Here is a 16,268-nt window from a genome sequence, read left to right on the forward strand (position 1 = left end):
CAACATACCTATGCTACCTTTTACCCGGATCAACCGGAACATCAGATCTCTCAAGAGATACCGTCAAGTCCTTGGTATTCTTATCAAGTACGGATTCGGGCACATTGTAGAGCAGCTCAACATCGATTACTATCTCGAGTTGGGCAAGCGGATTGTCTCGCTCGGTACCGCCTCTCGAGCGCTGGAACGTCTCTCGCAGGCGGAACGCTTACGGTTGGCACTGGAAGAACTTGGCCCGACCTTCATCAAACTGGGGCAACTGCTCTCTACTCGTCCTGACATCATCCCCAGTGAATACCTGGAGGAACTGAAAAAACTTCAGGACCGTGTTCCTCCCGTTGCAACAGAAGAGATTCTGATGCAGATGCACCTCGAGTTAGGTCGACCGGTCGAGGAGCTTTTCAGTCATTTCGAGCCAACACCGCTAGCCACAGCCAGTATTGCCCAAGTCCACTGCGGCACACTTAAAACCGGCGAGCAGGTTGTTTTTAAAATCCGCCGACCGGCGATCGAAGGTGTCATTGAAACGGATATCGATATCCTGATGGGCCTTGCCTACCTCGTTGACAAACACCTGCCGGGCGGAGACATGTACGACCCGATCGGCCTGGTGAAAGAATTTCGCCGAACAATCAACCGTGAACTCGACTTTTCCCGTGAAGGTCGCACGATTGAACGCTTCTCTGCCAATTTTGCTGACGACGAGACGGTTCGCATCCCTAACGTTTTCTGGCAATTTTCCGGCCGCAGCGTACTGACTCTAGAATACCTCTCCGGAATCAAGATTTCCCAAGTAGAAGAACTGCAAGCAGCGGGGTACGATCTTAAGAAGATTGCACATAGCGGTGCCGAGATTTTTCTCACGCAGGTTTTCGAGCATGGCTATTTCCATGCCGATCCGCATCCCGGCAACCTGCATATCCTGCCGAATAATGTCATTTGCATCTTTGACTTTGGTATGGTTGGCCGTCTGGATGATGAGCTTAAACTACAGTTGACCGAGTTGCTGCTTTCGGTGCTACAGCGAGATGTAGACCACATTATTTCGCAACTTTTGTATTCCGGTGAATTGCACGACGAATCCAACCTAAAAAACCTCAAGCGGGACCTCAATGAATTCATAGACGACTACTATGACATCCTGCTTCAAGACTTAAAGGTCGGCAGACTGCTCCTCGATTTTATCGAAATACTCACCGAATACCGAATCAAGTTCCCGTCGAACATGATGCTCCTTTCTCGGGCGCTGATTGCCATGGAAGGGATCGGCAGACAATTGGACCCCGATTTCAACATGGTCGAGCAACTAAAACCCTTCACCGAGAAAATCGTCAAAGAGCGTTACTCCCCGACCAATGTGTCCAAAGAATTGACCAAAACACTGCATTCATACCATGCCCTCGGGAAAAGCCTGCCAAGGGATATCAAAGAATTTATCAACCGGGTCAATCGAAACAAATTCAAAATTGACCTGGAACACCGTGGCCTTGAAAGATTGATTACCGATATCGATAAATCAACCAATCGAATCTCCTTCAGCATGGTCATCGCAGCACTGATTATCGGCTCTTCTCTGATCATGCAGACCGACAAGGGACCGATACTGTTCGGCTTCCCAATCCTTGGCTTACTCGGATATACCGTTGCCGGGTTTCTGGGCTTCGGCTTAGCCATTGCCATCCTTCGTTCGGGTCGGATGTAGCTAACAGACCTGTTGCAGCAGCGGCACAACCGCAACATCCATATCTGTGCATCATTGCAACAACCCCCGCCTTTCTCATTGACCTCAAATATAAAACGTTTGAAATACAGTCAGTTAAAAAATGACTCGCACTGGCAGGATTATTGCATCAAAACAAGAAGTATCTTTTATAAACTGATTGGATAGATAGATGATTCTTCAACGAACCCTCGAAAACAGCACCACAATTTCGGGAATCGGTCTACACTCTGGTGCACGAATAAGCCTTAAACTCCGCCCAGCGGCAGCAAATAGCGGTATTATTTTTCATCGCACCGACGGCGACCAAACTATTGACATTAAAGCCTGCCCGGAAAATGTTGTTGATACTCGCATGGCGACAGTTATTGGCTGCCATGGATCGACCGTCTCCACAATTGAACATTTCATGGCTGCTCTGGCAGCTTTCGGTATAGACAATCTGCATATCGACATCGATGGCCCCGAGGTCCCGGTATTAGATGGCAGCTCAGCGCCATTTATACGCGAAATCCAGCAGGCCGGTGTCAAGTCCCTTAGCGTCAGCCGCAAGTTCATCGCCATCCGCAAACCATTGGAAATTATTGAAGGCGAAAAAAGAATCAGCATCATTCCATCGCGCTTTTTCCGCATCACTTTTGATATTGCCTTTGAACATCCTGCGATCTCGGTTCAGCAACACAGCATGAAGTTCACTACCGAGAATTTCTGCAAAGAGATTGCCCCAGCCCGGACCTTCGGCTTCCTGCATGAGGTCGAGTACCTCAAGGCCAACGGTTTAGCTCGCGGCGGATCGCTGGAAAACGCCGTAGTTATTGACAATAAGGGCGTCATGAATCCTGAGGGGTTACGCTTTCAAGATGAATTTGTCCGGCATAAAATTCTTGATGCCTTTGGCGATTTCAGTTTAATAGGACACCCCATATTAGGGCATATCCGCGCATTCAAAGCCGGACACGACCTGAATGCTAAAATGGTGCAAACGATACTGGACAACCCCTCACACTGGACTTATGTTGAATTCAGTGAACAAACGCTACGCGAGGCGCAACGTTCGAACGCCAGATCCTTTGCCATTGACCTGGCTTGGAGTAAAGCTTAATTTAGCCCCTCCTAAGGGCAGCCATCTGGCTGCCCTTTTTTATTGCAAATCTGCAACAATTCACCGCTGACAGGCTTGTGTTGTCTCAACGCATTCAATAGAATCAAACTTTGCAAAAATTCAATTACTAAGAGGGACATTTTTGATGGGCAAAGAATCCACTGCATCCCCAATACCAGTGAAGATCCGCCGCAAGCCGCGTGAATGGATTCTGCTCCTGCTGATCATTCTACTGCTACTCCTTATTCCACAACTTGAAACCCGCCTCATAGACCTGACCGCGCAGCTCCCGATCAGTAACAATATTATCGCCCTGGCACTTATCAACCTGAACATCCTGCTGGTTTTGCTGTTCTTATTTCTGATCTTCCGCAACCTCTTCAAGCTTTTCCTTGAACGACGACGCGGAGTCCCCGGCGCCAAACTACGCAGCAAACTGGTCGGTGCCTTTATCGGTCTATCACTCGTCCCAACCATGCTGCTGTTCTTTTTTTCTGCCGTTTTTATCAGCAGCAGCATCGATAGCTGGTTCAATAATCAGGTTGAAAAAGCTCTCGATGAATCGCTTAACGTTGCTCAAACCTATTACCGCAATTCAGAGGCGAATGCCCTCTACTATGCCGACCAGCTCTCCCAACGAATTCAACAAGATAAATTACTCAATGAAGAGAACCTTCCGCAGCTGAAGGAGCTGATCAAGACAAAGCAGGAAGAATATAATCTCGGTATTGTAGAAATTTTTTCTGCGACCCACGAGGAACTGGTACGAGTGGCCAACCCAAAACTGCCGATAATTGAAATCACGTCGGCGACTTCCGACCCGGTTCGCGAAGGACTACAGGGTATCCGCTTCTCGCAGATTTCGCCGGTCGGCAAAGCAGATCTGATCCGCGGCATTGTGCCAGTACAATCAAACTGGAACCCGAAAGACATCGTCGGCGTCGTCGTCGTTAATTATTATGTCCCCTACTCACTGATCAACAAAATGAAAGAAATTGCCTCTTCAGTTGATCAGTACAAAACGACCAAATCAATCAAGGGTCAAATTCAACAGATCTACGTTGTCATTCTGCTGCTCATTGCGTTGATCATCATCTTTCTCGCCACCTGGTTCGGCTTTCATCTGGCCCGCGGCATAACGGTTCCAATTCAGGAACTGGCGACAGCAACAAGTCGGGTTGCCTCTGGTGATCTGGATATTAAGCTGGAGACCCGCAGCACCGACGAGATTGGCACCCTGGTAACAGCTTTCAACAAAATGACCGCAGATCTGCGACAAGGAAGATTGGAAGTTGAAGCGGCCAACCAAGGGCTACAAAACTCGAACCTAGAGCTAGACCGCCGGCGCAACTACATGGAAATTGTTCTTGCCAACGTCACCGCTGGTGTTATCTCTATTGATCGTTATGGCCGGCTGACGACAGTCAACAAATCAGCCGAAAACCTTCTTCTCTTTAAAGCGAGTAAGGTTCTTGGAAAAGATTTTCGCGAGGTGATTCCGGCACTCTATCAGCCACAAATAATGGAACTTCTTAAACAGCTTTTCCATTCGGAAAAAGGGACTATTCGGCAACAATTGTCACTCCCTATTGGTAACGATAAGTACACCCTGCTCGTCAACCTGACAACATTACGTGACGAACAAAACAACTTCATGGGTACGGTCGCCGTATTCGACGACCTTACACAACTGTTCAAGGCACAACGGATGGCTGCTTGGCGGGAAGTTGCGAGGCGGATCGCTCATGAGATTAAGAACCCCCTCACTCCGATCCAGCTATCAGCTCAACGCTTGCGGCGCAGATACCTGGATCGGTTCTCAGCCGAGGATAATGTCTTTGACGACTGCACTAAGATGATTAGTCGCCAGGTTGATGAATTAAAAAATCTAGTGAATGAATTCTCAAATTTTGCGCGGATGCCAGCAATTAAAGCAACGCCAAACAATCTCAATGATGTCATCAATGAATGCTTGGTTTTGTACCGAGAAGCCCATAAAAATATCGATTTGAAAAAATCTCTTGATAGCAGTCTACCGACAACAAATCTCGACCGTGAACAGATCAAGCGAGTGATTATCAATTTATTAGAAAATGCCGTTGCAGCCCTCGATGATAAGGGTAGAATTACCGTGGAATCGACCTATAATCCAGAATTGCAGATAATCACTTTGACAATAGCGGATAATGGCTGTGGCATTCGGGACGAGGACAAACCACGCCTGTTCGAGCCATATTTCTCAACAAAAAAAACAGGGACAGGATTAGGCCTGGCCATTGTTTCTACCATTATTGCTGACCACAACGGCTATATCCGAGTGCGAGACAACCACCCTCGTGGGGCCCGTTTTATCATTGAACTCCCAGCCGCAACCAGCTAAAGCGATGACCATATTTACAAGGAGCAAAATACCCTGATGAAAAGTATCCTGATCGTTGACGACGAAATCAGTATCCGCCAGAGCCTTGAGGGAATCCTCGAAGACGAAGGCTTCCAGACATCATTTGCGGCAACCGGGGAAGATGCGATCAACTCGGTGCAAGTTGAAGATCCGGATCTTGTTCTGCTCGACATCTGGATGCCGGGCATAGATGGGCTAGAAACGCTCAAAAGGATCAAACACTTACGGCCCCAACAACTTGTCATCATGATGAGTGGCCACGGCTCGATCGAAACCGCGGTTAAAGCCACCCGACTGGGGGCCTATGATTTCATAGAGAAACCACTGTCCCTGGACAAAGTGCTCTTGTCCATCCAGAATGCGTTAAAAACAGGCCAGTTAGTTGCCGAGAACCAAGCACTTAAAGATAAAATTAGCCGTGATTATGAGATGATCGGCGAGAGTCCTGCTATCATCAAACTGAAAAAACAGATTGCAATTGCTGCTCCTAGTTCAGGCTGGGCTCTGATTACCGGAGATAATGGAACCGGTAAAGAATTGGTTGCGCGCGCAATTCATCAGCAATCAACCCGAGTGTTAAAACCTTTCGTCGAGGTAAATTGCGCGGCGATTCCAGAGGAGTTAATCGAATCAGAACTCTTCGGCCATGAAAAGGGAGCTTTCACCGGGGCAACGGCTGCCCGTAAAGGAAAATTCGATCAAGCCAATGGAGGGACCCTGTTCCTCGACGAGATTGGCGATATGAGCCTCAAAACTCAGGCCAAAATACTGCGGATACTTCAGGAACGAAAGTTCGAACGGGTAGGCGGTAATCGCACCATAGAAGTTGATGTCCGCGTTATTGCTGCAACCAATAAGAATCTTGAGTTGGAAATCAAATCAGGGAACTTCCGCGAAGATCTCTATTTCCGACTCAATGTTCTCCCCTTCATTGCCCCACCATTGCGCGACAGAAAGGACGACATTGCGCGCCTGACAAAGCATTTCCTGCAGTATTTTTGTGGTAAAGAGAGTCGGGACATCAAATCATTGTCAGAAACAGCACTCAAGGCCCTGCTGAGCTACAACTGGCCGGGAAACGTACGCGAGTTAAAAAACTTGATTGAACGCTTGGTCATCATGACACCGAGCCACCTGATTGAACTTTCGGATCTTCCCCATGCAATCACCCAACATTGCACTACAGAGAAAACCGAAATTAACAGTTTTGGCGAGTTACCCGATTCATACCGCGAAGCAAAAGAACAGTTTGAAAAGCAGTTCCTACTCGACAAACTACAGAAAAACAATTGGAACATTTCACGCACAGCTGAAGAGATAGGCCTGGAACGCTCCAATCTGCACAGAAAAATTAAAGCCTATGGCATAGGGCAATAGAATCTATAACTAGTTTTTAAACGAAAAAAGCTCCAATCCACAAAGGAATCGGAGCTTTTTTCGTTCAAATCAGATTGCACACAAAACAAAAGGCCCCGTCTCAAACGAGACGGGGCCTTTTCAAATAATTTCGGCAGCGACCTACTTTCCCACACAGTCTCCCATGCAGTATCATTGGCGCGGTAGGACTTAACTTCTGTGTTCGGGATGAGAACAGGTGTGACCCCTACGCTATAGCCACCGAAAACTGTATAACTAGTTTTCAATCGCACTGATTGTTATAGATTTAGAACTTACTTTGCAAGCGATAATTATTAAAGGGGGTCGGGGGAGGACGAATCCTCCCCCTTCCCTATCAAAAAAACTATTATGGTCAAGCCTCACGGTCAATTAGTACCGGTAAGCTGAACACATTGCTGTGCGTACACATCCGGCCTATCAACGTTGTAGTCTCCAACGGACCTTCAGGGGGGCAAACCCCCAGGGAGATCTCGTCTTGAGGTGGGCTTCCCGCTTAGATGCTTTCAGCGGTTATCCTTTCCGAACTTAGCTACCCTGCGATGCCTCTGGCGAGACAACAGGAACACCAGTGGTTCGTCCATTCCGGTCCTCTCGTACTAGGAACAGATCCTCTCAAATCTCCTACGCCCACGGCAGATAGGGACCAAACTGTCTCACGACGTTTTAAACCCAGCTCGCGTACCACTTTAATTGGCGAACAGCCAAACCCTTGGGACCGACTTCAGCCCCAGGATGTGATGAGCCGACATCGAGGTGCCAAACCTCCCCGTCGATGTGAACTCTTGGGGGAGATAAGCCTGTTATCCCCGGAGTACCTTTTATCCGTTGAGCGACGACCCTTCCATACAGAATCGCCGGATCACTAAGACCTACTTTCGTACCTGCTCGACGTGTATGTCTCGCAGTCAAGCTCCCTTATGCCTTTGCACTCTACGGCTGGTTTCCAATCAGCCTGAGGGAACCTTCGCGCGCCTCCGTTACCGTTTAGGAGGCGACCGCCCCAGTCAAACTACCCACCAGGCAGTGTCCCCGATCCAGATAATGGACCTAGGTTAGACATCCAGAAGAACAAGGGTGGTATTTCAAGGGCAACTCCACCGACACTAGCGTGCCAGCTTCAAAGTCTCCCACCTATCCTACACATGCTGTCCCGAATATCACTGCCAAGCTATAGTAAAGGTTCACGGGGTCTTTCCGTCTTGCCGCGGGTAGACGGCATCTTCACCGCCAATTCAATTTCGCTGAGTCCCTGGTTGAGACAGTGCGGAAGTCGTTACGCCATTCGTGCAGGTCGGAACTTACCCGACAAGGAATTTCGCTACCTTAGGACCGTTATAGTTACGGCCGCCGTTTACCGGGGCTTCGGTTCAATGCTTCGCTTGCGCTAACACATCCCCTTAACCTTCCGGCACCGGGCAGGCGTCACACCCTATACTTCCTCTTACGAGTTTGCAGAGTGCTGTGTTTTTAGTAAACAGTCGCTACCGCCATTTCTCTGCGACCTCCTTCGGCTCCACGAGCAAGTCGTATCACCTAACGGAGGCACACCTTCTCCCGAAGTTACGGTGTTATTTTGCCGAGTTCCTTAACCAGAGTTATCTCAATCACCTTGGCATATTCTGCCCGCCCACCTGAGTCGGTTTTCGGTACGGTCTCTTATAACCTGAAGCTTAGAGGCTTTTCTTGGAAGTATGGGATCAATCACTTTATGAGCTTAAAGCTCTCGTCATCACGTCTCAGCGTTTCATAGGGAAGCGGATTTTCCTACCTCCCCCGCCTACTCGCTTAAACCGGGACATCCAACACCCGGATGATCTACCCTGCTCCGTCCCCCCATCGCAGTTATAAGAGGTACAGGAATATTAACCTGTTTCCCATCGACTACGGCTTTCGCCCTCGCCTTAGGGGCCGACTAACCCTTCGCAGATTACCTTAACAAAGGAAACCTCGGGCTTACGGTGTGTGGGTTTCTCACCCACATTTTCGCTACTCATGTCAGCATAAGCTCTTGTAGTTCCTCCAGCGCTCCTTACGGTACACCTTCAGCGGTTGCTACAATGCTCCCCTACCACTTGTATAAATACAAATTCGCAGCTTCGGTACTGTGCTTGAGCCCCGTTACATTTTCGGCGCAGGACCACTCGACCAGTGAGCTATTACGCTTTCTTTAAAGGGTGGCTGCTTCTAAGCCAACCTCCTGGTTGTTTGTGCATTCCCACAACCTTTCCCACTTAGCACAGATTTAGGGACCTTAGCTGGCGATCTGGGTTGTTTCCCTCTCGACTACGGACCTTATCACCCGCAGTCTGACTCCCGTATAGACGTTGTCGGCATTCGGAGTTTGATTAGGTTTGGTACCCTGGTGAGGGCCCTAGCCCATTCAGTGCTCTACCTCCGACACGATTCGTACGAGGCTATACCTAAATATATTTCGGGGAGAACCAGCTATCTCCGAGTTTGATTAGCCTTTCACTCCTATCCACAAGTCATCCCCTCAGTTTTCAACCTAAGTGGGTTCGGTCCTCCACGTCGTGTTACCGACGCTTCAACCTGCTCATGGATAGATCACTCGGTTTCGGGTCTACTCCCAGCAACTAACTCGCCCTATTCAGACTCGCTTTCGCTACGGCTCCACCTAATCGGCTTAACCTCGCTGCTGAGCGTAACTCGCTGACTCATTATGCAAAAGGCACGCGGTCACCCTGACCGAAGTCATAGGGCTCCCACTGCTTGTAGGCATACGGTTTCAGGGTCTATTTCACTCTCCTCATCGGAGTTCTTTTCACCTTTCCCTCACGGTACTATGCGCTATCGGTCATCGAGGAGTATTTAGCCTTGGAAGATGGTCCTCCCAGCTTCCCACAAGATTTCTCGTGTCTCGTGGTACTCGGGGACACCCTAGGGTGAGTCAAGGTTTCGCTTACGGGGCTATCACCCGCTATGGCGGCACTTTCCAGAGCCTTCAGCTACCTATCGTCAATCCCACATTGGGGCCCCACAACCCCAGAACCACCGTAGTAGTTCTGGTTTGGGCTAATCCGCGTTCGCTCGCCGCTACTAGCAGAATCTCAATTGATTTCTTCTCCTACAGGTACTTAGATGTTTCAGTTCCCTGCGTTCGCCCCAGACACCTATGTATTCAGTGAATGGTGACCAGGTATAAACCTGGCCGGGTTTCCCCATTCGGAAATCTCCGGATCAAAGCTTGTTTAGCAGCTCCCCGAAGCTTATCGCAGCTTACCGCGTCCTTCATCGCCTCTCGATACCAAGGCATCCACCGTACGCCCTTAGTAGCTTGACCATAAAATAGTCTTTTTACTAAGTTTGATACTTTGCCTTCGTTTTTATCGCTTTGCTTGTCTTCGCCACACACTTACGCGTGCGTTGAAAACCTTTCTAAATCTATCAATCATATGCAATTGTCAAAGAACAAGTCTAAATTCGAGGAATAATGGTGGAGGTGAACGGGTTCGAACCGATGACCCCCTGCGTGCAAGGCAGGTGCTCTCCCAACTGAGCTACACCCCCGAAAATCATGGTGGGCCAGGGAGGACTTGAACCTCCGACCTCACGATTATCAGTCGTGTGCTCTAGCCAGCTGAGCTACTAGCCCACTTCCACAATTATTCTAGACTTATGTTTCCAAAGAACACAAAACCCCTTTAAATAAAGAGGCATGGTCTCTCAAAACTAAATAGCAGACTATGAGACTTGCTTGGATTCGAGCTCTGTCCATGGCATTACTGCCAGGCAGGCTCCTTAGAAAGGAGGTGATCCATCCGCACCTTCCGGTACGGATACCTTGTTACGACTTCACCCCAGTTACCGACCATACCATAAACGGCTGCTTCCCGAAGGTTAGCCCACCGGTTTCCGGTACAATAGACTCCCGTGGTGTGACGGGCGGTGTGTACAAGGCCCGGGAACGTATTCACCGCGTCATGCTGATACGCGATTACTAGCGATTCCAACTTCATGGAGTCGAGTTGCAGACTCCAATCCGAACTGAGACCGGCTTTCTGGGATTAGCTCCACCTCGCGGTCTTGCTGCCCTTTGTACCGGCCATTGTAGCACGTGTGTAGCCCTGGACATAAGGGCCATGAGGACTTGACGTCATCCCCACCTTCCTCCGGCTTAACACCGGCAGTCTCCCTAGAGTGCCCAACTTAATGATGGCAACTAAGGACAAGGGTTGCGCTCGTTGCGGGACTTAACCCAACATCTCACGACACGAGCTGACGACAGCCATGCAGCACCTGTCACCGATCCAGCCAAGCTGACCCCCAAGTTTCCAAGGGGTACGATCGGGATGTCAAGTCCAGGTAAGGTTCTTCGCGTTGCGTCGAATTAAACCACATGCTCCACCGCTTGTGCGGGCCCCCGTCAATTCCTTTGAGTTTTAGCCTTGCGGCCGTACTCCCCAGGCGGGGCACTTAATGCGTTAGCTGCGGCACTGCAGGAGTGGTTACCCGCAACACCTAGTGCCCATCGTTTACGGCGTGGACTACCAGGGTATCTAATCCTGTTCGCTCCCCACGCTTTCGCATCTCAGCGTCAGTATTGGTCCAGAAAGCCGCCTTCGCCACTGGTGTTCCTCCGAATATCTACGGATTTCACTCCTACACTCGGAATTCCACTTTCCTCTCCCATACTCAAGTTTGCCAGTATCCAATGCACTTCCGGGGTTGAGCCCCGGGCTTTCACATCAGACTTAACAAACCGCCTACATGCTCTTTACGCCCAATAATTCCGAACAACGCTTGCACCCTCCGTATTACCGCGGCTGCTGGCACGGAGTTAGCCGGTGCTTCCTTTGTGGGTACCGTCATCTCCCTTACGGGCATTTCTTCCCCACTGACAGAAGTTTACGACCCAAGGGCCTTCATCCTTCACGCGGTATTGCTGCGTCAGACTTTCGTCCATTGCGCAAAATTCCCCACTGCTGCCTCCCGTAGGAGTCTGGACCGTGTCTCAGTTCCAGTGTGGCTGATCATCCTCTCAGACCAGCTATCCATCGTAGCCTTGGTAGGCCATTACCCCACCAACTAGCTAATGGACCGCGGACCCATCCTATGACGATAAATCTTTTCCTACTCGCTCCGAAGATTGCGTAGGCTTATCCGGTATTAGCATCCCTTTCGAAATGTTATCCCAGATCATAGGGCAGGTTATCCACGTGTTACTCACCCGTGCGCCACTCTACTCGCGATCCGAAGATCACTTTCGCGTTCGACTTGCATGTGTTAGGCATACCGCCAGCGTTCGTTCTGAGCCAGGATCAAACTCTCCAGTTATATATCTGAAAGCTTAACCTAGTTTGTTCTTTTTACTTGAACCCTTACAAGCTCTTTAAAACATCTGCTATTTAGTTTTCAAAGACCAATTTTCTACCTGCCGCCCGTTGGCGACAAGCAAGGAGTCTAGTCAAACGACCCCGGTGCGTCAAGCACTTTTTTAACTTTTTTTTCGTTGCCTGAAGTGACTCTTCTCAAGTCGGACTTCTTGGCAGCGGAGGGAGGTTTTAACCTATTCAACCTCTCTCGTCAATCTCTTTTTTCAAACTTTTTTTCAAACTTTTTTTCGTCGCTCCGGGCCACCTACCTTGGTGACCGTCGCAAGCAACGGAGCGCAGTTCCATACAATTTGGATCAACCCGTCAATACTCTTTGACAATTTCTTTCCGGGGAAACACTGTATTTAACTTTGCGAACAAAAGGCCCCGTCTCAAACGAGACGGGGCCTTTTCAAATAATTTCGGCAGCGACCTACTTTCCCACACAGTCTCCCATGCAGTATCATTGGCGCGGTAGGACTTAACTTCTGTGTTCGGGATGAGAACAGGTGTGACCCCTACGCTATAGCCACCGAAAACTGTATAACTAGTTTTCAATCGCACTGATTGTTATAGATTTAGAACTTACTTTGCAAGCGATAATTATTAAAGGGGGTCGGGGGAGGACGAATCCTCCCCCTTCCCTATCAAAAAAACTATTATGGTCAAGCCTCACGGTCAATTAGTACCGGTAAGCTGAACACATTGCTGTGCGTACACATCCGGCCTATCAACGTTGTAGTCTCCAACGGACCTTCAGGGGGGCAAACCCCCAGGGAGATCTCGTCTTGAGGTGGGCTTCCCGCTTAGATGCTTTCAGCGGTTATCCTTTCCGAACTTAGCTACCCTGCGATGCCTCTGGCGAGACAACAGGAACACCAGTGGTTCGTCCATTCCGGTCCTCTCGTACTAGGAACAGATCCTCTCAAATCTCCTACGCCCACGGCAGATAGGGACCAAACTGTCTCACGACGTTTTAAACCCAGCTCGCGTACCACTTTAATTGGCGAACAGCCAAACCCTTGGGACCGACTTCAGCCCCAGGATGTGATGAGCCGACATCGAGGTGCCAAACCTCCCCGTCGATGTGAACTCTTGGGGGAGATAAGCCTGTTATCCCCGGAGTACCTTTTATCCGTTGAGCGACGACCCTTCCATACAGAATCGCCGGATCACTAAGACCTACTTTCGTACCTGCTCGACGTGTATGTCTCGCAGTCAAGCTCCCTTATGCCTTTGCACTCTACGGCTGGTTTCCAATCAGCCTGAGGGAACCTTCGCGCGCCTCCGTTACCGTTTAGGAGGCGACCGCCCCAGTCAAACTACCCACCAGGCAGTGTCCCCGATCCAGATAATGGACCTAGGTTAGACATCCAGAAGAACAAGGGTGGTATTTCAAGGGCAACTCCACCGACACTAGCGTGCCAGCTTCAAAGTCTCCCACCTATCCTACACATGCTGTCCCGAATATCACTGCCAAGCTATAGTAAAGGTTCACGGGGTCTTTCCGTCTTGCCGCGGGTAGACGGCATCTTCACCGCCAATTCAATTTCGCTGAGTCCCTGGTTGAGACAGTGCGGAAGTCGTTACGCCATTCGTGCAGGTCGGAACTTACCCGACAAGGAATTTCGCTACCTTAGGACCGTTATAGTTACGGCCGCCGTTTACCGGGGCTTCGGTTCAATGCTTCGCTTGCGCTAACACATCCCCTTAACCTTCCGGCACCGGGCAGGCGTCACACCCTATACTTCCTCTTACGAGTTTGCAGAGTGCTGTGTTTTTAGTAAACAGTCGCTACCGCCATTTCTCTGCGACCTCCTTCGGCTCCACGAGCAAGTCGTATCACCTAACGGAGGCACACCTTCTCCCGAAGTTACGGTGTTATTTTGCCGAGTTCCTTAACCAGAGTTATCTCAATCACCTTGGCATATTCTGCCCGCCCACCTGAGTCGGTTTTCGGTACGGTCTCTTATAACCTGAAGCTTAGAGGCTTTTCTTGGAAGTATGGGATCAATCACTTTATGAGCTTAAAGCTCTCGTCATCACGTCTCAGCGTTTCATAGGGAAGCGGATTTTCCTACCTCCCCCGCCTACTCGCTTAAACCGGGACATCCAACACCCGGATGATCTACCCTGCTCCGTCCCCCCATCGCAGTTATAAGAGGTACAGGAATATTAACCTGTTTCCCATCGACTACGGCTTTCGCCCTCGCCTTAGGGGCCGACTAACCCTTCGCAGATTACCTTAACAAAGGAAACCTCGGGCTTACGGTGTGTGGGTTTCTCACCCACATTTTCGCTACTCATGTCAGCATAAGCTCTTGTAGTTCCTCCAGCGCTCCTTACGGTACACCTTCAGCGGTTGCTACAATGCTCCCCTACCACTTGTATAAATACAAATTCGCAGCTTCGGTACTGTGCTTGAGCCCCGTTACATTTTCGGCGCAGGACCACTCGACCAGTGAGCTATTACGCTTTCTTTAAAGGGTGGCTGCTTCTAAGCCAACCTCCTGGTTGTTTGTGCATTCCCACAACCTTTCCCACTTAGCACAGATTTAGGGACCTTAGCTGGCGATCTGGGTTGTTTCCCTCTCGACTACGGACCTTATCACCCGCAGTCTGACTCCCGTATAGACGTTGTCGGCATTCGGAGTTTGATTAGGTTTGGTACCCTGGTGAGGGCCCTAGCCCATTCAGTGCTCTACCTCCGACACGATTCGTACGAGGCTATACCTAAATATATTTCGGGGAGAACCAGCTATCTCCGAGTTTGATTAGCCTTTCACTCCTATCCACAAGTCATCCCCTCAGTTTTCAACCTAAGTGGGTTCGGTCCTCCACGTCGTGTTACCGACGCTTCAACCTGCTCATGGATAGATCACTCGGTTTCGGGTCTACTCCCAGCAACTAACTCGCCCTATTCAGACTCGCTTTCGCTACGGCTCCACCTAATCGGCTTAACCTCGCTGCTGAGCGTAACTCGCTGACTCATTATGCAAAAGGCACGCGGTCACCCTGACCGAAGTCATAGGGCTCCCACTGCTTGTAGGCATACGGTTTCAGGGTCTATTTCACTCTCCTCATCGGAGTTCTTTTCACCTTTCCCTCACGGTACTATGCGCTATCGGTCATCGAGGAGTATTTAGCCTTGGAAGATGGTCCTCCCAGCTTCCCACAAGATTTCTCGTGTCTCGTGGTACTCGGGGACACCCTAGGGTGAGTCAAGGTTTCGCTTACGGGGCTATCACCCGCTATGGCGGCACTTTCCAGAGCCTTCAGCTACCTATCGTCAATCCCACATTGGGGCCCCACAACCCCAGAACCACCGTAGTAGTTCTGGTTTGGGCTAATCCGCGTTCGCTCGCCGCTACTAGCAGAATCTCAATTGATTTCTTCTCCTACAGGTACTTAGATGTTTCAGTTCCCTGCGTTCGCCCCAGACACCTATGTATTCAGTGAATGGTGACCAGGTATAAACCTGGCCGGGTTTCCCCATTCGGAAATCTCCGGATCAAAGCTTGTTTAGCAGCTCCCCGAAGCTTATCGCAGCTTACCGCGTCCTTCATCGCCTCTCGATACCAAGGCATCCACCGTACGCCCTTAGTAGCTTGACCATAAAATAGTCTTTTTACTAAGTTTGATACTTTGCCTTCGTTTTTATCGCTTTGCTTGTCTTCGCCACACACTTACGCGTGCGTTGAAAACCTTTCTAAATCTATCAATCATATGCAATTGTCAAAGAACAAGTCTAAATTCGAGGAATAATGGTGGAGGTGAACGGGTTCGAACCGATGACCCCCTGCGTGCAAGGCAGGTGCTCTCCCAACTGAGCTACACCCCCGAAAATCATGGTGGGCCAGGGAGGACTTGAACCTCCGACCTCACGATTATCAGTCGTGTGCTCTAGCCAGCTGAGCTACTAGCCCACTTCCACAATTATTCTAGACTTATGTTTCCAAAGAACACAAAACCCCTTTAAATAAAGAGGCATGGTCTCTCAAAACTAAATAGCAGACTATGAGACTTGCTTGGATTCGAGCTCTGTCCATGGCATTACTGCCAGGCAGGCTCCTTAGAAAGGAGGTGATCCATCCGCACCTTCCGGTACGGATACCTTGTTACGACTTCACCCCAGTTACCGACCATACCATAAACGGCTGCTTCCCGAAGGTTAGCCCACCGGTTTCCGGTACAATAGACTCCCGTGGTGTGACGGGCGGTGTGTACAAGGCCCGGGAACGTATTCACCGCGTCATGCTGATACGCGATTACTAGCGATTCCAACTTCATGGAGTCGAGTTGCAGACTCCAATC

At 49.8% G+C, this 16,268-nt stretch carries 4 protein-coding genes, 4 tRNA genes and 6 rRNA genes (1 of these 14 running past the window's edge); 4 read left to right on the plus strand and 10 right to left on the minus strand.

Annotated features, from left to right (window positions below; genetic code table 11):
- Positions 1-10: 10 nt before the first annotated feature.
- The 4 genes from ACZ5PT_RS19890 (at position 11) to ACZ5PT_RS19905 (ending at position 6,600) form a co-directional block, all read left to right on the plus strand.
- Complete coding sequence (locus ACZ5PT_RS19890) at positions 11-1,702, plus strand: ABC1 kinase family protein (protein WP_464264755.1); 1,692 nt, start codon at positions 11-13, stop codon at positions 1,700-1,702.
- 190 nt (positions 1,703-1,892) lie between these two features.
- Positions 1,893-2,822, plus strand: coding sequence for a UDP-3-O-acyl-N-acetylglucosamine deacetylase (gene lpxC / locus ACZ5PT_RS19895; protein ID WP_464264756.1), 930 nt, complete (start codon positions 1,893-1,895; stop codon positions 2,820-2,822).
- A gap of 145 nt (positions 2,823-2,967) precedes the next feature.
- Positions 2,968-5,202 (plus strand): sensor histidine kinase, encoded by a 2,235-nt coding sequence (locus tag ACZ5PT_RS19900; protein ID WP_464264757.1) that lies wholly within the window; start codon positions 2,968-2,970, stop codon positions 5,200-5,202.
- 36 nt (positions 5,203-5,238) lie between these two features.
- Complete coding sequence (locus ACZ5PT_RS19905) at positions 5,239-6,600, plus strand: sigma-54-dependent transcriptional regulator (RefSeq protein WP_464264758.1); 1,362 nt, start codon at positions 5,239-5,241, stop codon at positions 6,598-6,600.
- A gap of 128 nt (positions 6,601-6,728) precedes the next feature.
- Here ACZ5PT_RS19905 and rrf (ACZ5PT_RS19910) read toward each other — a convergent pair.
- The 10 genes from rrf (ACZ5PT_RS19910) to ACZ5PT_RS19955 all read right to left on the minus strand — a co-directional run.
- Positions 6,729-6,845: ribosomal RNA gene (gene rrf / locus ACZ5PT_RS19910) — 5S ribosomal RNA — on the minus strand.
- Between the two features lie 124 nt (positions 6,846-6,969).
- Positions 6,970-9,922, minus strand: a 23S ribosomal RNA gene (locus ACZ5PT_RS19915).
- 151 nt (positions 9,923-10,073) lie between these two features.
- Positions 10,074-10,149 (minus strand) — tRNA-Ala (locus ACZ5PT_RS19920).
- 8 nt (positions 10,150-10,157) lie between these two features.
- Positions 10,158-10,234: transfer RNA gene (locus tag ACZ5PT_RS19925), tRNA-Ile, on the minus strand.
- A 150-nt stretch (positions 10,235-10,384) separates the two neighbouring features.
- A 16S ribosomal RNA gene (locus ACZ5PT_RS19930) occupies positions 10,385-11,916 on the minus strand.
- 458 nt (positions 11,917-12,374) lie between these two features.
- Positions 12,375-12,491 (minus strand): 5S ribosomal RNA (gene rrf / locus ACZ5PT_RS19935).
- Positions 12,492-12,615: 124 nt separating this feature from the next.
- Positions 12,616-15,568, minus strand: a 23S ribosomal RNA gene (locus ACZ5PT_RS19940).
- Between the two features lie 151 nt (positions 15,569-15,719).
- Positions 15,720-15,795 (minus strand) — tRNA-Ala (locus ACZ5PT_RS19945).
- An 8-nt stretch (positions 15,796-15,803) separates the two neighbouring features.
- Positions 15,804-15,880: transfer RNA gene (locus ACZ5PT_RS19950), tRNA-Ile, on the minus strand.
- A 150-nt stretch (positions 15,881-16,030) separates the two neighbouring features.
- Positions 16,031-16,268, minus strand: a 16S ribosomal RNA gene (locus ACZ5PT_RS19955); it runs 1,294 nt beyond the window's last position.
- The 16S, 23S and 5S rRNA genes sit together here with 4 tRNA genes alongside, the layout of an rRNA operon.

This window comes from Desulfuromusa ferrireducens (assembly GCF_055389805.1).